Below are 19,588 nucleotides of genomic sequence, written 5' to 3'. Positions count from 1 at the left end.
ACCCCCGACAAAACCCGCGAGGCCGGCGTTAAGGGCGAGTGGCCGCGGCGAGTGCCTGGTCCACGTCTGCGATGATGTCGTCAAGATCCTCTATACCCACCGAAAGCCTGAGCATGTCGTCGGTTATACCAACCGCCCTACGCTGCTCCGGGGCCAGCTGCTGGTGCGTGGTGCTGGCCGGATGTACCACCAGCGACCTCGCGTCGCCGAGGTTGGCTACGAGAGATACGAGCTCCACCGAATCCGCAAACTTGCGCCCCGCACCCATCCCTCCCTTGACTCCGAACGCTATCATCGCCCCGAAACCGCCCGAGAGATAGGTCTTCGCCACGCCGTGCGCCGGGTCTCCCTCGAGCCCGGGGTATCTGACCCAGGCGACGGAAGGGTGGCCCGCCAGGTGCCTGGCTACAGCCAGCGCGTTGGAGCAATGCCTGTCCATCCGGACGTGGAGTGTCTCGAGGCCGACTATGAACATGAATGCGTTCAGGGGGGCGAGGCACGCGCCCAGGTCCCTGACCATCTGCGAACGAACCTTGTTCGAGTACGCCAGGTCACCGAACTTGTCGACCCAGCTCACCCCGGCCACGCCTTGCTCGGCGCGGGTGAACTCGGGGAACCGCCCGCCCGACCAGTCGAACCGGCCCGAATCGACTATGACGCCCCCGATGGACGTACCGTGGCCGCAGATGTACTTCGTCGCGGAATGGAGCACGATGTCCGCGCCGTGCTCGATCGGCCTGCACAGGTACGGAGTCGCGAACGTGTTGTCCATGATGAGCGGGAGCCCGTGGTCGTGGGCGACCGACGCCACCTCCCGGATGTCGAGGACGTCCAGTGACGGGTTCCCGATGGTTTCGCCGTAAACCGCCTTGGTCCGGGGGGTAATGGCGTTCTCAAGCAGGCGTACGTCGTTCGGCGGAACGAACGTCGCTGAAATCCCGAACCTCTTGAATGTGGCCGAGAACATGCTGTAGGTCCCGCCGTACAGGTTCGACATGGCGACGATGTGATCACCCTGTGAGGCCAGGGTGAGTACCGCATACGCAGTGGCCGCCTGTCCGGACGCCGTGGCTACCGCCGCCCTGCCTTCCTCGAGGGCCGACATCCGCGCCTCAAAAACCTCGCAGGTGGGATTCGATATCCGCGTGTAAATGCAGCCCTCGGCGTCGTGCGTGAACAGCGAGGCCGCGTGATCGCAGTCCTTGAACACATACGCCGCGGTCTGGTATATCGGGACCGCGCACGCCCCCGTAGCCGGGTCGGGTCGCAGCCCACCGTGGACCGCCAGCGTGCCGAATCCGGGTCGCTTGCTCGCCATTATCCAAGCCTCCTCGAATGCCTCAACCGGGACTTCCGTCCGGCCCGCAGGACCGTTTACCTGCCTCAGACATCCTGGCACGGTGCTTGAATGGTAACACCGCCCCCCACGTGGAGTCAATCCATAGCCGGCCGCCTCCGGTCAAGTGTAGGCCCGAGCGGCCGCGTTCGGCGAAGCGCCGCTGCCAAGTGCCGGAATCCGGTACATGCAAGGAGTGTGCCGCGCTTGACGCGCCCCGGCAAGTCGGTTAGAATTAGATCGCGTGCTCAAGAGGGAAATAGTTGTGAAGTGTGGGCGTGTGGCTCAGTGGGAGAGCGTTCGGTTCGCATCCGAAAGGTCGCGGGTTCGAATCCCGCCACGTCCACCAAGTTTTTGGTGCGGGGTGAGCATATCAGGATGAAGGACCTGTTATGCGACGGCTTTCAGGAAGCGGTGGAGGAGTTTCTCGTGCGCCACAGGAGTATACTGGACGTCGAGTCTAAGCTCCAGGAGGCCAACGCCAGGATAAACCGGGCGATCGCCAAGGCCGTCACGTCGTGCGGTTGCGTACAGATAGCGGCGGGGAAGCAGCGGGTACCCGTGGACGTGAGTCTTCAGGACCTCAAGAACTACATGGGGACCCACCTCCAGGGGGAGCTCTGCGAGCACTGTAAGGAAGTTGTCGAAAGCGAAATCGGCGCGTCGCTGTTCTACCTCGCGGCGCTGTGTAACCTCCTGAACCTCAACCTCTACGACATCATGCTGACCGAGCACAAGAAAGTATCCGCACTGGGCCTGTTCAACTTCACGTGATCCTTGGTTAAGTCCCAGAGAACTGCGTGGCCGGGGAAAACGCCCCGGCCACTTCGTTTTCAACGCTGAATCCGTGACTAGAGCCCTGCCGCGTCCAGGGCCTCCGCGACCGTCCTCGCGCCGGCAAGCACGGCGCCGTGTTTCTCCAGGCTGGCGACGTCCTCGATCGACGGGAGGTCCCCCGCGGGAAGCACGATCCTCCTGAAGCCCAGCCTGACGGCCTCTGACACCCTGAGCCCCGCCTTCCCGGCCGCCCTGACTTCGCCACCCAGCCCGACCTCGCCCATCATCACCGCGTCCCCCGGTACGGGCCGGTTGCGCAGGCTCGATGCCACCGCGACCGCCACGGCGAGGTCGGCCGCGGGCTCGACCGCCTCCAGACCCCCGGCGACCTTCACGTAGATGTCCTGGGATGCCAGGTTGAGGCCGGCGCGCTTCTCCAGGACCGCCGCAATAAGGCAGACCCTGTTGTGGTCCACGCCGATCGCGGTTCGCCTGGCGACGCCGAACACCGCCGGCGTGACCAGCGCCTGCACCTCCACGAGCAGGGGCCTGGTCCCCTCCACGCAGGGCGCCACTACCGATCCGATCCCGTCCCTGCTCCTCTCCTCGAGGAATACCCCCGACGGGTTCGCCACGTCCTTCAGTCCGTCGCCTCTCATCTCGAATATCCCGATCTCGTTCGTGGACCCGAACCGGTTCTTGACCGCCCTCAGTATCCTGTACGCCTGGTAGCGCTCACCTTCGAAGTAAAGCACGGTGTCAACGACATGCTCGAGGACCCTCGGGCCGGCGATGTCGCCGCCTTTCGTGACGTGACCGATCAGGAATACGGGTATCCCACGCTCCTTGCTGAGCCGGAGGAAGGCGGCCGCACACTGACGAACCTGGGCGACGCTGCCCGGGGCCGACGAAAGGCCGGGGTCGAAAACCGTCTGGATCGAGTCGACTACTACGAGGACGGGGTCTGTCTCCGATATCTGAGCCTCTATCCTTGTGATGTCCGTATCGGCCATAACGAACAGGTCCGGGGGAAGCGCGGGCGACGGCCTCGCCGGCAGGCCGAGGCGGTCGGCCCTCATCCGGACCTGGGTAGCCGATTCCTCCCCGGTAACGTACAGGACCCTGCCGCCGGCGGCGGCCCTGATGGAAACCTGCAGTAGAAGCGTGGACTTGCCAATCCCCGGGTCACCGCCCACGAGCACCAGCGAACCCGGGACTATCCCTCCGCCGAGTACCCTGTCGAACTCGGGTGACCCCGTGGGTAGCCTGTCCTCGGGCGAGGCGTCCACGCTGGAAATGGACACGGGGGGCCGCCCCCCCGACGTCGGGTTGCCGGTCCCCCGGGTCTCCACATCCTCAACAAGCGTATTCCATTCTCCGCAGCCCGGACAGCGCCCAAGCCACCTGGGGCTTTCGTACCCGCAGCTCGAGCACACGAACGTGGATCGATCCTTCGACAACAACTACACCTCCGGCTGCCGCCGGCAAACCCCGGGCGGAGATTATTCCTCCGCCCACACCCTGCGGGTTACTTCGACTCAGCTGAGGCCTCGACCTTCTTGGAGAACACGATCTTGCCCTGTTCGTCGAGTACCGCCTCGGCCGTGTCCCCCGGCCCGAACTGCCCCTGGAGTATGGCCTCCGACAGCTCGTCTTCCAGCATTCGCTGTATCGCCCGCCTCAAGGGCCTCGCGCCGTAGACCGGGTCCATGCCCTCCTTACGGAGCTTCTCCTTCACGGCGCCGGTGACGTCGAGCGTTATGCCGTTCTCGCGCACCCGCTTGTAGACCTGCTTCAGCATCAGATCGACGATCTGGCCGAGCTGCTCTTCCGTCAGGGGGTGGAACACTATGATCTCGTCGACCCTATTCAGGAACTCCGGACGGAAGGTGTGCTTGACCTCCTCCATGATCCTGTCCTTCATGTCCTCGTAGGTGCGCTCCTCGTCGTGCTGGGGCCTGAAGCCCAGCGCTCCGGTCCCCTTAAGCAGGTGCGCCCCCGCGTTCGAGGTCATGATGATTATCGAGTTCTTGAAGTCGACCGTGCGCCCCTTGGCCTCGGTGAGCCTGCCGTCCTCCAGCACTTGCAGCAGGACGTTGAACACGTCGGGGTGAGCCTTCTCGATCTCGTCGAGCAGCACGACCGAGTACGGCCTTCGCCTGACGGCCTCCGTGAGCTGGCCGCCCTCTTCGTACCCGACGTACCCGGGAGGCGCGCCGACGAGCCTCGACACCGTGTGCCTCTCCTGGTACTCGGACATGTCGAGCCGCGTCATCGCGTCCTCGTCACCGAACACGGCCTCCGCCAGGGCCCTCGCGAGCTCCGTCTTGCCCACACCCGTCGGCCCGAGGAATATGAACGATCCGATCGGGCGCTTCGGGTCCTTGAGGCCGGACCGCGCGCGTCGTATCGCCTTCGCGACCGCCTTGACTGCCTCGTCCTGCCCGATGAGGCGCTTGTGGAGCTCTTCCTCGAGGTTCAGCAGCCTCTGCGACTCCTCGGTCGCCAGCTTCTGCACCGGGATCCCCGTCCACGACGCCACGATCTGGGCGATGTCCTCGTCGGTGACCGTCGCCTTGTCCGTGACGGTCTTCTTCTGCCATTCACCTTTCTGGCGCTCGAGTTCGGCCTTGAGTTTCTGCTCCTGGTCGCGGAGGCGCGCCGCCTTCTCGAACTCCTGGTTTTGGACGGCCGCTTCCTTCTCCTTGGTGGTCTGCGCCAGTTCCTCCTCGATCTTCTTCAAATCGGGAGGCGCCACGTATGAACGAAGCCTCACCCTGGACGCGGCCTCGTCGATGAGGTCGATCGCCTTGTCCGGCAAGAACCGGTCGGTCACGAAACGGTCCGACAGCCTGGTGGCGGCCTCGAGCGCCTCGTCCGTTATCTTCACCCTGTGGTGAGCCTCGTACCTGTCCCTGAGCCCCTTGAGTATCGCGATGGTCTCCTCGACAGATGGTTCGTCTACCTGTATCGGCTGGAACCTCCGCTCCAGCGCTGGGTCCTTCTCGACGTACTTGCGGTACTCGTCGAGTGTCGTCGCGCCGATACACTGCAGTTCGCCCCTCGCCAGCGCCGGCTTGAGTATGTTGGCCGCGTCGATGGCGCCCTCGGCCGCGCCTGCGCCGATTATCGTGTGCATCTCGTCGATGAACAGCACGACGTTGCCCGAGTGCCGGATCTCGTCGACTATCTTCTTGAGCCGCTCCTCGAACTCGCCCCTGTACTTGGTCCCCGCCACGACCGACGCGAGGTCCAGCGTCATGACGCGTTTCTCCCTCAGGATTTCGGGGACCTTGCCCTCGACGATCTTCTGCGCCAGGCCCTCGACGATTGCCGTCTTGCCGACCCCAGGGTCGCCGATAAGGACGGGGTTGTTCTTGGTCCTCCTCGATAGTATCTGGATGACCCTTTCGATCTCGTTTTCCCTGCCGATGACGGGGTCGAGCTTGCCCTCCCGCCCCAGGCCGGTGAGGTCCCTACCGTACGCGTCGAGCGTGGGGGTGTCAGACCTCGCCTTACCTTTAGGCTGCGGGGCCGCGCCGGCCTGCTGCCCGGGGCTCCCGAGCAGCTGCATTACCTGTAACCTGACCCTCTCGAGGTCGACCCCCAGCCTGCCCAGGACCTGCGCGGCGACGCCCTCGCCCTCCTTCACCAGGCCGAGCAGTATGTGCTCCGTGCCGATGTAGTTGTGGCCCAGGAGCCTTGCCTCTTCGGCCGTGAGCTCCAACACCTTCTTGGCCCTGGGGGTGATGCCGATCTCGCCGCCGGGCTTGGCCTCGCCTCTACCGATCACCTTCTCTACCTCAGCCTGGACTGTCTCGAGGTCCACGCCCATGCTCTGGAGCGTCTTCGCGGCGATCCCGCCTCCCTCTTTTATGAGACCCAGGAGCAGGTGCTCGGTCCCGACGTAGTCGTGTCCGAGCCGCCTCGCCTCTTCTTGAGCAAGGAAGAGCACCTTCTGGGCTCTCTCCGTGAATCTCCCGAACACAAAGAATCCCTCCTTACTTGAACCTTTCTCGCACGAGGGCGGCCCTCTTCGCGTCACGCTCTAATGGCGTCATCTCGCGCCCTTCAACGTACTGCAGGTAAGCCGGCCTCGTTATTATCAGCACTTCGTTGATTGTCTTCCTCGACACACCTTTCAGTAGGCCCATCTCAAACCCGAGTCTGACCTCGGACCAGAGCTTCAGGGCCTCGTCGGAGGTAAGCACCCGCGCCGAACTCAGGAGCGCGTACGCCCTCCAAACCCTGTCCTCAACCTGCTCCTTCGCCTTGTTGAGCAGGTATGACCTGGCCTTTCTCTCCTGGTCGGTAATCTGCCCCGCTAACCCGTGGAGATTGTTTATAAGCTCGGCTTCCGTCTGGCCGAGCGTAATCTGGTTGGAGATCTGGAACAGGTTCCCGCCCGCTTCCGTACCCTCGCCGTAGAGCCCCCTCACGGCCACGCCGAGCTTTCCCGTGGCAGACAGGACATTGCCTGCCTGATTGAGAGCCGCGAGCGCGGGCAGGTGAACCATCACGGACGCGCGGAGGCCCGTGCCGGCATTGGTGGGACACGCCGTCAGGTAACCGTGTTGCGACGAGTACGCGTAGTCCAGAGACGATTCGAGGACGTCGTCCACGCCGCTGGCCAGTACCACGGCATGTTCGAGCTGGAGCCCCGAGAAAAGCGCCTGGATCCGGAGGTGGTCCTCCTCGTTCACCATGACGCTCACGACCTCGTCGTCGCGGAGGATGACGCCCTTCTCCGCCGGGTCCTGGGCGTGCTGTGGGCTGATCAGGTGCTTCTCGACCAGCACTTCCCTCTCGAGCTCCGACAGCTCGCCCATGCGGACGATCTCGAACCTGCCGTAGCCGCCGTTATCGTTGAGCGCCCTCGTCGCGGCCGCCATGTCCTTCATGAACGACTCGGACATGGGCTTGGTCATCATATGGGGGAACGGGTAGCGGGAGACGTTCCGCGCGAGCCGGATCCGGCTGGAAATGACTACGTCCGGCTCGGGGCCCGAGCCCCCCATCCATTCAGGAGACGGCCTTGAGAGTATCTCCTCGAGCATCACTCATCCCCCACTCAGCTTCGCGCCTTCTCGAGGTTCCGGATCCTGTCGCGGATACTCGCTGCCTTCTCGTACTCCTCGGCCTCGACGGCGCGGGCCATCTCGGCCCTCAATTCGTCTATCTCGCGCTTTCTTACGACATCCGAAGCGGCCTTCTTCGGCATCTTCCCGATGTGCTTGTCAGACCCGTGAATCCTTCTCAGCAGTCCCTCGAGTTGCTTCTCAAACGCGCTGTAGCAGCGCCCACAGCCAAGCCTGCCATTTTGAGCGAAGTCCACGTAGCTAAGACCGCAGGAGGGGCACCTGACCATCTTCCCGCCGCCCAGCATTCGCGGGGTGGCCGACTCCGCCCCACCCAGCATAGCGGAGAGGAGGCTGTTCACCGAGAGCGGCTGTATGAATACGCCAAGCTCGTTGTTCTCCGCCGCGCACTTCTGGCATAGATGGCTTTCGGACTTCTCCCCGTTCACTATTCTCTGGACATGTACGGTTGCGGGTCGCTTCCCGCACTTTTCGCACAACATGAGCCCATCCTCCTAGACTGGGTGTCACCCCGGCTGCGACCGGCCGGCGGTGTTCGAACCGCCCTAGACACCGGACGCCTGCGCCTTCGCCAACCCCAGCAGCATGCACCGCAGGAGCGTGGCGCGGATGACGTCCCTGTACTCGGGGTCGACCCTAGAGATACCCTCTCCTAAAGCCTGCCTGAGCATGGACGCCTCTCTCGCGGTAACCAGCCCCTCTTCCTCCAGGAGCGTTACGTAATCTTCCGCCTTGGCCCGGGATACCGTTTCGGGAAGCTTCGAGAACACAACGGTGATGATATCCCGATCCGGCCCCAGTCTCCTGCGCTCTATCCTTACGTAGCCGCCTCCGCCCCTCCTCGACTCGACGAAATAACCCCTTTCGATGTTGAACCGCGTCTCGAGGACGTAGTTTATCTGCGAAGGCGCGCACCCGATCTTCTCCGCCAGGGTATTGCGCCTGATGAGGATGGGCCCCGCGCCCGCGCCCTCCAGAAGACCCTTTATGTGAGCTTCAATGATGTCGCACAGGTTCCTCATAATCCCACCGGCCTCAACAGCCCGCCTTGTTTTTTACTTTCTTTGACCTTCAACATATATAGTAACCCCCCTGGATAACCTGCACAATACCCATTGTGGGCTCTCAGCGTCAAAACCGGCGGCCTTGCGGCTCTTCACCGGCAACGGTGCGGCCTATCTTCTTCATTCTCAGTCCCACTGCCTGAATCGGGCTCTCCGGGGGTCACATGACCTGCAGCACCAGGCATTTCAGGTAGTAGCTCTCAGGCGCCGCTACCAGGAACGGATGGTCGGACGCCTGGGTGCGCTTCTCCACGATACGCACTGGGCGCCCCGCGTCGGCGGACGCGTCACGGACAACGTCGATTAACAGATCCTCTGTCAGGTGTCTCGAGCAGGAGCACGTGACCAGGATCCCGCCCGGGTTCAAGAGTTTCATCGCCCTGAGGTTTATCTCCTTGTACCCGCGAACGGCCCCCTCCAGCGCGCCCCTCGACTTCGCGAACGCAGGGGGATCGAGGACTATCATGTCGTAGCGCTCGCGGCGATGCTCCCTTCCCCTCAGTTCGTCGAACACGTTCCCGGCGACGAAAGCGCACCTCCCGCTGACGCCGTTGAGCGAGGCGTTCTCCCGCGCCATGCCCGCGGCCCACTCGGAAGCGTCGATCCCTTCGACCGACAGCGCCCCACCGGCGGCCGCGTGGACCGAGAACCCCCCGGTGTAGCAGAAGCAGTCCAGCACGCGCCTGCCGGAAGCCAGTCGCATCACCACGAGGCGGTTCGCCCTTTGATCGAGGAAATGGCCTGTCTTCTGCCCTTTCTCCACGTCGACGAGGAACGACAGTGCGTTCTCCTCGATCCGTATCGTGGGGTTGAACGGTTCGCCGATGAAGCCCGCACGGCTGTCGAGTCCCTCGAGCTCCCTGACCGGCGCGTCGTTCCGTTCGTAAATGCCCCTCGGCGACAGCAGGTCCCGCAGGATATCCACTACTGTGTCCTTCCACCTGTCGATGCCCAGGGCGAGCGTCTGTATTACGAGGTACTCCTCGAACTTGTCGACGATAAGACCCGGGATGAAATCCGCCTCGCCGAACACGAGCCTGTACGAGCGCTCCCCGGGGAGAACCCTCCGGCGATAATCCAGGGCGGCCTCGATCCGCCGCCTGAAGAACGCTTCGTCCACGGATTCCTCACGCCACGTAAGCATGCGCACGGTTATCTGCGACTTCGGATTGATGTATCCCCGGCCAAGAGGCTTCCCGCGAAAGTCCACCACGTCCACCACGTCCCCGGGGCGAAATTGGCCGTTAACCTCGAGGATCTCCGTCCGGTACAGCCACGGGTGCCCCGAGGCAATCCGGTGGTGCATGCCCTTCTTCAACTGGACGACCGCCAAGTGTAGCCCCCCCTCAGACCGGCCACCCGGTACGCCGCACACCCGTTACTCAGCCCGCGATGCCGGTAGACCCGGCCCCCGGCTCCGGCCCCTTACAGGGTCCCGGTAAGGTACCGCTCGACTGAGACGGCCGCGACGGCGCCATCGCCGACGGCTGTGGCGACCTGCCGGAGCTGCTTCGACCTCACGTCCCCGGCCACGAATATTCCCTCGACCGGCGTCCTCATCATGTCGTCGGCGACGACGTACCCGGCCGCGTCCAGATTCACCAGTCCCCCGAGGAACGCGGTATTCGGCAGGAATCCAATGTATACGAACACCCCGTCGGCTTCGACACTCGACGCCTCGCCGGTCTTGACGTTCCTGACACCCAGCCTCTCGACCTGGCCGGCGCCGTCGATGGAAGTGACCACCGTGTCCCACAGGAAACGCAGCTTCGGGTTGGCCATCGCCTTTTCTTGCAGGTACTTGTTCGCCCTCAGCGCGTCACGGCGGTGTATCACGGTCACGCTGGAGGCCAATCTCGTCAGAAATATCGCTTCGGTGACGGCGGAATCCCCGCCGCCGATCACTGCCACCTTCTTATCCCTGAAGAACGCCCCGTCACACGTGGCGCAGTAAGACACGCCGCGCCCTCTGAACTCCTGCTCCCCCGGCACTCCCAGGGGTTTCTCGCGGGTGCCCGTCGCCACGATGATCGCGCGCGCGCCGATCTCACCCCCGGTGGTGCTCACCGTGAACCGCGCCGCTCCGGCCGCGGCCTGTCCGATGGACTGCACCTCCGCCGGGATCATCTCAGCGCCGAACTTGCGGGCCTGCTGCTCCATCCGCGCCATGAGTTCGGGCCCCTCTATCCCGTCAGGAAACCCGGGGTAGTTGTCTATCCGGATGGTGGTCGCCGCCTGGCCGCCCGGCGCCATTCGTTCTATTATCGCCACGCTCAACCGCGCCCGCGAGGCGTAGATCCCCGCTGTGAGTCCCGCCGGACCCGCGCCCATTATCACGACATCGTACGTACCCACCGCTCGTACCTCCCCGGACAAGAATTCCCGGCCGAAGAAGCGCCCGGGAATAGTCTTATCCGAATACTGGATTTTCTGGTCGTTTACTTCGACTGTGCCTCTTTCTCCTTCTTCGCCTGCTCGATGACCTGCTCAGCGACGTTCGACGGTATCTCCTCGTAGTGGGAGAATTCCATGCTGTAGACACCACGACCCTGAGTGATCGAGCGGAGGTCGATCGCATACCTGGACATCTCGGCCAGCGGCGCGAGCGCCTTGATTACCTGATTCCTGCCGCGGGGCTCCATGCCCAGGATCTTTCCCCTCTTCTTGTTGAGATCCCCCATGACATCGCCCATGAACTGGTCTGGCACGAGTACCTCGACGTTCATGATAGGCTCGAGCATCACGGGTCGCGCTTCGAGGCAGCCCTTCTTGAACGCCATCGACGCCGCGATCTTGAAGGCCATTTCCGACGAGTCAACGGGGTGGTACGAGCCGTCGTACAGCGTCACCCTGAGGTTCGTGACGGGATAGCCCGCCAGCACGCCCTCCACCATGGCCTCGCGCACACCCTTCTCGACCGCGGGGATGTACTGCCTCGGAACCGCACCACCGAATATCTTGTCGACGAACTCGAACTCCTTGCCGGGCTCGAGCGGCTCGAGCTCAAGGAAAACGTGGCCATACTGGCCGCGGCCGCCGGTCTGCTTCTTGTGCTTGCCCTCGACCTTGGTGTTGCCCCTGATCGTCTCCTTGTACGGGATCCGCGGGGCGCCCAGGGTCACGTCGACGCCGAACTTCCTCTTGAGACGCTCGGTCGTGATATCCAGGTGGAGTTCTCCCATGCCGGACAGGATGGTCTGGAGCGTCTGGGCGTTGCGTTCCACCTTCAGAGTGGGGTCTTCCTCCGTAAGCCTTGCGAGGCTCGACCCGATCTTCTCCTCGTCACCCTTCGCCTTCGGCTGCACGGCGACGGAGAAAATCGGCGCTGGGAACTTCGTCGGCTCGTAGACCACGGGCTTAGCGGCATCCGCCAGGGTGTCGTTTGTCGTGGTCTCCTGGAGTTTGGCCACCGCGCCTATGTCGCCGGTCCCAACCTCGGGGACCGCCTCCTGCTGCTTCCCCTTGAGGACGAACAGCTGGCCGATCCTCTCGGTACGATCCTTCGAGGCGTTGTATGTCTGAGTGTCGGACTTGAGCGTACCGGAGTAAACGCGGAAAACGGTGAGTTTGCCCACGTACGGGTCGGCCATCGTCTTGAACACGAGCGCGGAGAACGGCGCGTCCTTCGCGCACTTCCGCGTTTCCTCTTCTTTCGTCCTGGGGTTGAGGCCCCTGACCTCGCCAGCGCCGGCGGGAGACGGGAGGTAATTCACGATGGCGTCCATAACCGGCTGGATGCCCACGTTTTTCGTCGAAGACGCGCAGAGAACGGGCACTATCTTGCCCACCATCACGCCCTTGCGAAGACCGGTCCTGATCTCCTCCGCCGTGAGTTCGTTGCCGTCGAGGTATTTCATGAGGATCTCGTCGTCACCCTCGGCCGCCGCCTCGATGAGGGAATCCCTGAGCTCCCCGGCCCTGCCCTTGAGGTCGGCCGGAATGTCGCCGCTCTGCGGCTTCTGACCCTGGCCGTCCTGGTAGGTGACGGCCCTCACATCGACTAGGTCGATCACGCCCCGGAAAGACGCCTCCTGGCCCACCGGCATCTGAAGGGGGACGACCTTACCCCCGAAAGCCTGCTTAAGGGTGGCGAGCGTCGAGTCGAAATTCGCGTTCTCACGGTCCATCTTATTTATGACGACCATCCTGGGAAGGTGGCGCTCGTCCGCGTACTGCCAGACGAGTTCGGTGCCTACCTCCACCCCCGCGACCGCGTCGACCAGCACAAGGACGCTGTCGACCACACGAAGCGCCGACTTGACCTCACCTACGAAGTCGAAGTATCCGGGGGTATCGAGGATGTTGATCTTGACGCCGTTCCACTCGGCGGGGGCGATGGAGGTGCTGATACTGACCTTCCGTCTTATCTCTTCGGGGTCGTAGTCCATCGTGGTGTTGCCGTCTTCGGTCCTGCCGAGCCTATCGACCATCCCTGCATCGAACAGCATGGCCTCGGCGAACGAGGTCTTACCGGCTCCACCGTGTGATATGAGGCCCACGTTCTTAATCGTTTCCGCAGTGTACTGCTTCATTACCACAGCACTCCTCCTCGAATTGCGCCCCTGTCCACACAAACAGGTGCGATGCCGTAACCGGCATCGGCGCCAGGAAATCCATATCAGTCCGCAACTGGTCGTTAGGCAAACTGATTATACCCGAAAGACTTCCAACATTCAAGAAAAGCGGCCCCGCGCTCACGCGCTGGCTGCCGGGGTCACGCTTCGTACACCACGCGCCCTCCGACCACGTTAAGCAGCACCCTGCACCTCAGCACGCTCTCGGGTGGACCGGAGAAGATGTCCTCCGACAGCACTATGAAGTCGGCGACCTTGCCGGGTTCGAGGGAGCCCTCTGTGCCCTCCCTGTAAGATGCGAAGGCCGGTCCGTTCGTGTATCCGCGGACGGTCTCCTGTATGGACAGGATCTCCTCAGGATACCACGGTCTGGAGGCGGGCTCGTCCTCCCGCTTCCGTGTGATCGCGGCGTATACCCCCTTCATCGGGTCGATCGTCTCGACGGGCGCGTCCGAACCAAACGTGACCCTGGCCCCGTTCGTTATGAGCGACTTGAACGGATAGGCGTACTTCGCCCGCTTGCCCCACAGCCGGTCCGCAACGTAGCGGTCCGAGGTCGCGTGCAGGGGCTGGACCGACGCGATCGTTCCGGTGCTCGCGAAGCGCGGCAGCTCGTCCGGGTGGAGGAGCTGCGCGTGCTCTATCCGGTTCCGAAGGCCCTTTGCCCTGGAGGCCGCCTGGTGCTTCGCGAGGGCGTTGAGGGTCTTCCGGTTCGCCCTGTCACCGATCGCGTGGATGGCCACGGCGAGCCCTGACTGGACCGCCCTGCCGACGATCCGGTCCAGCTCCTCCTCCGACAACGTCGCGATTCCGCGGCTGTCTGTGCCCTCGAAAGGCTCCAGCATGTCGGCGGTCTGCGAGTTCAATGCCCCATCGGTGAACGTCTTTATCCCCGCTATCCTGATCATGTCCCCGCCGAAGCCCGACTGGATCCCCAGCCGCGCCACGTCGTCGAGGTTGTCTACCGGTACATACATGGAGACCCTCAGCGTGAGAAGCCCCCGCCCGAGGAGCCGTTGGAACGTCCGGAGGGAGTCGGCGCCTTCCATTACGTGGACGCCGGTCAGGCCGTACCTGTTCGAGAGCTTCATGCCTTCAATCGCGGCCTCATCCATTTCCTGTTCAGTGGGCTTCGGAATGTGCTTCTCTATCAGGGGCATTGCGTTCTCCCCGATAATCCCGGCCGGCTCCCCGTCCGGCCCGGCATCTATCCTGCCCCCGTCCGGGACCGGTGTTGACGCCGTGATGCCGGCGATCCTCAGCGCGAGCGTGTTTACCCAGAGCGTGTGATAGTCGCTGCTTCTCAGCGCTACAGGGTGGTCGGGGCACACGGAGTCGAGGTCGTGTCGCGTCGGAAATCTCGCGCCTTCCCACAGGTTCTTGTTGAAGCCGCCCCCGAGTACCCACGAGCCTTTCGGACGCTTCCGGGCCCCCGCTTCGACCCTGGAGAGCGCCTCCCTGAGGCTCGGCACCACGTCGAGGATCACGTTATTGAGTCCCAGCGAAAACATCATGAAGTGGGTGTGCGAATCGGTGAGCCCTGGCACAACCACGTGGCTGCCGAGGTCGACCTCGCGAGTCCCCCTCGGAGCGAGGCTCCTGACCTCGTCCGCCGAACCCAGCGCGGCGATAACACCGTTATCCACCAGCATCCCCTGCGCTATGGAGTCCTTCTGTCCCATCGTGTGAATCCTGCCGTTCAAGTATATCGTCGCCACACACGCCACCCCCATACGAGTCCGGTCACAACCTTGTGATTTCAACGCCGCCGGCCGGTATGCCTGCGCGTTGTCCATAATAGCCGAAAATGGTAGACTAGGGAAAGAACAGCGCCTTGAAAGGACCCGGTTTGGATTGAGAATCGCTCGCCTCTCCCCAACATTGGAGGGGAAAACCCTCGGCAAGACCATCTTCTCCCCTGATGGGAGGGCCTTGTTGACGGCAGGGACCTCGCTAACGTCGTCCTACATCACTCGTCTCCAGGCAAAAGGCTACAGATTCCTGTACATTGAGGACGACTTCTCGGCGGGCATTGAGCCGGATGACGTCCTCGACGAGATGACGCAGGCCAGGGCGCTTGCGACTCTGCAGGATGGCCTCATGGACCTGGCCGAGAAGCGCCCGCTCGATTCGTCTCGGGTCACCGGCGTCGTGGAGGAAATCGCGGACAGCGTCAACTCCAGGAAGAGCGTCGCAGTGGGCATAGCCTCGATAAGGAACCTCGACGAGTACACGTTCGTCCACAGCCTCAACGTCTGCGTGTTGTCCCTGATTATCGGCGCCGAGAACAGCCTCAACCGCTACGACCTCATCGACCTTGGCGTGGGCGCCCTGCTGCACGACGTCGGCAAGGTCGTCGTACCGGTCGAGGTGTTGAACAAGCCCGGGCAGCTTACGAATGAAGAAATGGAGATCGTAAAGATCCACGCCACGGAGGGTTTCGAAATACTCCGCGTCCAGCCCGGGATCAGCCTGTTGTCGGCGCACGTCGCCTACCAGCATCACGAGAGAATGAACGGCCTGGGCTACCCGCGGGGGCTCCAGGGCAGTGAGATCCACCGCTTCGCGCGGATGACCTCGGTTACCGACATAATGGACGCGCTCACCGCGGAACGACCCTACCGGGACGCCCTCCCGCCACACCGTGCCGGACCGTACCTCCTCAGCCTCGCGGGTGACCATCTCGACCCTGGTTACGTGCGCTCACTGCTGGCGAGGCTTGCCATGTTCCCATCGGGAACACCGGTGAGGCTGTCGACAGGACAGGTAGGCATCGTCTCCCGGCAGTCGTATTCCGACCCTGCGCGGCCGATCGTGATCGTGCTCACCGACGACCGGCTCGGCCCAGTGCGCCCGTATGAAGTGGAGATGGACCGCCGCCCGGACCTCGACATAGTTGAAGTGCTCCACGACCTCCCGGAACTCACCGCAAACGGCGGGGGGCACGCCGGCCCCGGCGACACCGCGGCCTCGAGTCCGCGAGGCTGACGGGGAAATGAAGGAGCCCAGTCCTCTTGGGCTGGGCTTCGATTTAGCTCCCGGCAGTGACCTACTCTCCCAGGGGCTTTCGCCCCAAGTACCATCGGCGCTGGAGGGCTTAACGACCGAGTTCGGAATGGGATCGGGTGTGACTCCTCCGCTATCTCCACCGGGAATTCTATTCCCTATTCACATGTCATCCACCGGAGCACATTCTTCCTTGCTCCGCCACCTTGCTTCCGCACAGCGCTGAGATACCGCCAGGTATTAGTTGCCGACCTATCGTAATGGTCAAGACCTCGGTCTATTAGTACCAGTCCGCTTAAGACCTCGCGGCCCTTACACTCCTGGCCTATCTACCTGGTAATCTTCCAGGGACCTTACCGGATTGACTCCGTGGGAAACCTCATCTTGGGTGAGGCTTGGCGCTTAGATGCTTTCAGCGCTTATCCCGTCCGTACATGGCTACCCAGCTTCTGCCCCTGGCGGGACAACTGGTACACCAGCGGTACGTCCACCCCGGTCCTCTCGTACTGGGGGCAGCTACCCTCAAGTTTCCTGCGCCTGCGGTGGATAGGGACCGAACTGTCTCACGACGTTCTGAACCCAGCTCACGTACCGCTTTAATTGGCGAACAGCCAAACCCTTGGGACCTACTCCAGCCCCAGGATGCGATGAGCCGACATCGAGGTGCCAAACCTCCCCGTCGATGTGGACTCTTGGGGGAGATCAGCCTGTTATCCCCGGGGTAGCTTTTATCCGTTGAGTGATGGCCCTTCCACCCGGTACCACCAGATCACTAAGCCCGACTTTCGTCCCAGCTCGAGATGTCTCTCTCGCTGTCAAGCTCCCTTCTGCCTTTACACTCGCCGCGCGATTTCCAACCGCGCTGAGGGAACCTTTGGGCGCCTCCGTTACCTTTTGGGAGGCGACCGCCCCAGTCAAACTGCCCACCTGACACTGTCCCCAAACCCGTCTAGGGTCCAAGGTTAGAACTTCAATGTCTCAAGGGTGGTATCCCACCACCGGCTCCCCACGCCCTAACGAACGTGGTTCCCAGCCTCCCACCTATCCTGTACATGAAACACCAAAATCCAATGTCAGGCTACAGTAAAGCTCCACGGGGTCTTTCTGTCCAGCCGCAGGTAACCTGCATCTTCACAGGTAATTCAATTTCACCGGGCCCCTCGTCGAGACAGCGCTCAAGTCGTTACACCATTCGTGCGGGTCGGAACTTACCCGACAAGGAATTTCGCTACCTTAGGACCGTTATAGTTACGGCCGCCGTTCACTGGGGCTTCGGTTCAGAGCCTCGAGCCTCTCAGCCCTAACCCCTCCCCTTAACCTTCCAGCACTGGGCAGGTGTCAGCCCCTATACATCAGCTTTCGCTTTAGCAGAGACCTGTGTTTTTGTTAAACAGTCGCTTGAGCCGTTTCTCTGCGACTCTTCCCAGCTCCGCCCGTACGGGCGTCACCAGAACGAGTACCCCTTATCCCGAAGTTACGGGGTCATTTTGCCGAGTTCCTTAACGAGGGTTGTCCCGCGCGCCTTAGGATTCTCTCCCCGCCTACCTGTGTCGGTTTCCGGTACGGGCATCCCACACACTCACTAGAGGCTTTTCTCGGCAGTCTGGGGTCGGCTAGTTCGCTACTCTATTTTCGCTCCCTCTCGCCTCTCAGGATTGTCCCCACGGCTTTCCCTGCGGAAACTCCCTACAGGCTTGGACCGGTATCTCCATCCACCGGCTACGCCTACCCTTCTGCGTCACCCCTTCGCTCCAATCGCGTGTGAGACGGTACAGGATTATCAACCTGTTGTCCATCGACTACGCCTTGCGGCCTCGCCTTAGGTCCCGACTAACCCTGAGCGGACGAGCCTTCCTCAGGAAACCTTAGGCTTTCGGCGGGCTGGATTCTCACCAGCCTTTTCGCTACTCATACCGGCATTCTCTCTTCCGTATCCTCCAGCTGTCCTTCCGGTCAACCTTCTGCGAATACGGAATGCTCCCCTACCGATGCGCTCATAAGCGCATCCCATGGCTTCGGTGTCAGGCTTTAGCCCCGTTTTATTTTCGGCGCAGCGCCACTCGACCAGTGAGCTGTTACGCACTCTTTAAATGATGGCTGCTTCTAAGCCAACATCCTGGTTGTTTAAGTAACCCCACATCCTTTTACACTTAGCCTGACCTTTGGGACCTTAGCCGATGATCTGGGCTCTTTCCCTCTCGACTACGAATCTTAGCACCCGCAGTCTGACTCCCAGGCTCCTTTACGTACGGCATTCGGAGTTTGAATGGGTTCGGTAACCTTGTAGGGCCCCTAGCCCAATCAGTGCTCTACCTCCATACGTCATCACCTGAGGCTAACCCTATAGCTATTTCGGGGAGAACCAGCTATCTCCGAGTTCGATTGGCATTTCACCCCTACCCACAGCTCATCCCATAGCTTTTCAACGCTAATGTGGTTCGAGCCTCCACGCGCTGTTATACGCGTTTCACTCTGGCCATGGGTAGCTCACTCGGCTTCGGGTCTACAAGTTCAAACTACTCGCCCTTTCAGACTCGCTTTCGCTACGGCTCCATGCCTCCAGGCACTTAACCTCGCTTGAACCTGTAACTCGCCGGTTCATTCTTCAATAGGCACGCCCTCAGCCTGGTGTCTCCACCATAGGCCTCGGACTGCTTGTAGGCACACGGTTTCAGGTTCTATTTCACTCCGCTCCCGCGGTTCTTTTCAACTTTCCCTCACGGTACTCGTCCACTATCGGTCGCCAAGAGTCTTTAGCCTTAGGAGGTGGACCTCCCTGATTCACACGGACTTAGCGTGTCCCGTGCTACTCGGGATACCCCCAGGAGCCTACCCGCTTTCACCTACAGGACTCTCACCTTCTACGGTGGGGCTTTCCAGCCCGCTTCTGCTAGCAGCTAGGTTTCTTACTCCTCCCAGAGTCAGCCGCCTCTGGTGGGGGTCCCACAACCCCCTGCATGCAACGCCAGCTGGCTATCTCGCACGCAGGGTTTAGGCTCTTCCCCTTTCGCTCGCCGCTACTCGGAGAATCGCTCATGCTTTCTCTTCCTCGGGGTACTTGGATGTTTCGGTTCCCCCGGTGCCCTTCCTTACCCTATCTATTCAGGTAAGGATGACGCGCATCTCTACGCGCCAGGTTTCCCCATTCGGATATCCCCGGATCTACGCCCGCTTGCGGCTACCCGAGGCTTTTCGCAGCTTACCACGTCCTTCTTCGGCCCTTGGCGCCAAGGCATCCACCGTGCGCCCTTCATATCTTGACCATCCAAGGTCGGCAGCTAATACCCAGCAGTATCCTTCCAATCATACCCCAGGCCCTCACGGCCACCAGAAACACCCTCTCGAGCGCCCCCGGCAAACCACCAGCCACCAACCACGCGCAGGTCTTTACCCGGCCTTTCTCACGCTGTGCGGTTGTCAAGGTGCAATTGGTGGAGACGGGCGGAATCGAACCGCCGACCTCCTGCTTGCAAAGCAGGCGCTCTCCCGACTGAGCCACGCCCCCACGCAAACCTTTTCTTATATGGTGGGCACAGGTGGACTCGAACCACCGACCTCACGCTTATCAGGCGTGCGCTCTTACCACCTGAGCTATGCGCCCATGACTTGGTCTCTCAAAACTAAACAGTGTGCGTCGAAGCGGTCCGCGAACTCAGCCGGCTTGCGCCTGCCTCCCCCGCTAAACCCAGCCCTCGTGGAGACCGACCTCGGAGTCCGTGCGCAAACGGTCTC

General features: G+C 62.2%; 12 protein-coding genes, 3 tRNA genes and 2 rRNA genes. 3 read left to right on the top strand and 14 right to left on the bottom strand.

The annotated features are described in order from the left end of the window. Positions 1 to 28 precede the first annotated feature (28 nt). Complete coding sequence (locus HPY55_14055) at positions 29 to 1,318, bottom strand: O-acetylhomoserine aminocarboxypropyltransferase/cysteine synthase (protein ID NPV71740.1); 1,290 nt, start codon at positions 1,316 to 1,318, stop codon at positions 29 to 31. Positions 1,319 to 1,610: 292 nt separating this feature from the next. On the opposite strand from HPY55_14055, the gene HPY55_14050 reads away from it, so the two are divergent. Both HPY55_14050 and HPY55_14045 read left to right on the top strand, forming a co-directional pair. Beyond that, positions 1,611 to 1,685, top strand: a tRNA-Ala gene (locus HPY55_14050). Between the two features lie 29 nt (positions 1,686 to 1,714). Beyond that, complete coding sequence (locus HPY55_14045; protein NPV71739.1) at positions 1,715 to 2,110, top strand: DUF1573 domain-containing protein; 396 nt, start codon at positions 1,715 to 1,717, stop codon at positions 2,108 to 2,110. A gap of 77 nt (positions 2,111 to 2,187) precedes the next feature. Here the strand turns inward: HPY55_14045 and radA are convergent, their stop codons facing one another. The 9 genes from radA to HPY55_14000 all read right to left on the bottom strand — a co-directional run bounded on the left by radA (position 2,188) and on the right by HPY55_14000 (position 14,568). Further along, the gene (gene radA, locus HPY55_14040) at positions 2,188 to 3,573 is read right to left on the bottom strand and encodes a DNA repair protein RadA (GenBank protein NPV71738.1); all 1,386 of its coding nucleotides are present in this window, start codon (positions 3,571 to 3,573) and stop codon (positions 2,188 to 2,190) included. Between the two features lie 68 nt (positions 3,574 to 3,641). After that, positions 3,642 to 6,101: an ATP-dependent Clp protease ATP-binding subunit gene (locus HPY55_14035; protein ID NPV71737.1), complete on the bottom strand. Its 2,460-nt coding sequence runs from the start codon at positions 6,099 to 6,101 to the stop codon at positions 3,642 to 3,644. A gap of 13 nt (positions 6,102 to 6,114) precedes the next feature. Beyond that, positions 6,115 to 7,170 (bottom strand): protein arginine kinase, encoded by a 1,056-nt coding sequence (locus tag HPY55_14030; GenBank protein NPV71736.1) that lies wholly within the window; start codon positions 7,168 to 7,170, stop codon positions 6,115 to 6,117. A 14-nt stretch (positions 7,171 to 7,184) separates the two neighbouring features. Then, a complete protein-coding gene (locus HPY55_14025) occupies positions 7,185 to 7,694 on the bottom strand; it encodes a hypothetical protein (protein ID NPV71735.1) in 510 nt (169 codons plus the stop codon). A gap of 63 nt (positions 7,695 to 7,757) precedes the next feature. Next, positions 7,758 to 8,234 (bottom strand): CtsR family transcriptional regulator, encoded by a 477-nt coding sequence (locus HPY55_14020; protein ID NPV71734.1) that lies wholly within the window; start codon positions 8,232 to 8,234, stop codon positions 7,758 to 7,760. 202 nt (positions 8,235 to 8,436) lie between these two features. Beyond that, complete coding sequence (locus HPY55_14015) at positions 8,437 to 9,609, bottom strand: class I SAM-dependent rRNA methyltransferase (protein NPV71733.1); 1,173 nt, start codon at positions 9,607 to 9,609, stop codon at positions 8,437 to 8,439. A gap of 92 nt (positions 9,610 to 9,701) precedes the next feature. Continuing rightward, on the bottom strand, positions 9,702 to 10,631 hold the full coding sequence (gene trxB, locus HPY55_14010; GenBank protein NPV71732.1) for a thioredoxin-disulfide reductase: 930 nt from the start codon (positions 10,629 to 10,631) through the stop codon (positions 9,702 to 9,704). 83 nt (positions 10,632 to 10,714) lie between these two features. Further along, positions 10,715 to 12,808 (bottom strand): elongation factor G, encoded by a 2,094-nt coding sequence (gene fusA / locus HPY55_14005; GenBank protein ID NPV71731.1) that lies wholly within the window; start codon positions 12,806 to 12,808, stop codon positions 10,715 to 10,717. Between the two features lie 182 nt (positions 12,809 to 12,990). Further along, complete coding sequence (locus HPY55_14000) at positions 12,991 to 14,568, bottom strand: amidohydrolase (GenBank protein ID NPV71730.1); 1,578 nt, start codon at positions 14,566 to 14,568, stop codon at positions 12,991 to 12,993. 217 nt (positions 14,569 to 14,785) lie between these two features. Here HPY55_14000 and HPY55_13995 point away from each other — a divergent pair, with 217 nt between their 5' ends. Next, positions 14,786 to 15,838 carry an HD-GYP domain-containing protein gene (locus tag HPY55_13995; GenBank protein NPV71729.1) on the top strand — a complete coding sequence of 351 codons (1,053 nt, stop codon included), beginning with the start codon at positions 14,786 to 14,788 and terminating at the stop codon, positions 15,836 to 15,838. 48 nt (positions 15,839 to 15,886) lie between these two features. Here the strand turns inward: HPY55_13995 and rrf are convergent. The 4 genes from rrf to HPY55_13975 all read right to left on the bottom strand — a co-directional run bounded on the left by rrf (position 15,887) and on the right by HPY55_13975 (position 19,457). Beyond that, positions 15,887 to 16,003, bottom strand: a 5S ribosomal RNA gene (rrf, locus tag HPY55_13990). A gap of 113 nt (positions 16,004 to 16,116) precedes the next feature. Then, positions 16,117 to 19,121 (bottom strand): 23S ribosomal RNA (locus HPY55_13985). A 164-nt stretch (positions 19,122 to 19,285) separates the two neighbouring features. Then, a tRNA-Ala gene (locus HPY55_13980) sits at positions 19,286 to 19,361 on the bottom strand. A 19-nt stretch (positions 19,362 to 19,380) separates the two neighbouring features. Further along, a tRNA-Ile gene (locus HPY55_13975) sits at positions 19,381 to 19,457 on the bottom strand. Positions 19,458 to 19,588: the final 131 nt, after the last annotated feature.

The organism is Bacillota bacterium (genome assembly GCA_013178305.1).
GTDB lineage: Bacteria > Bacillota > Sulfobacillia > JABLXB01 > JABLXB01 > JABLXB01.
This window is presented reverse-complemented; position numbering and strand designations above follow the sequence as displayed.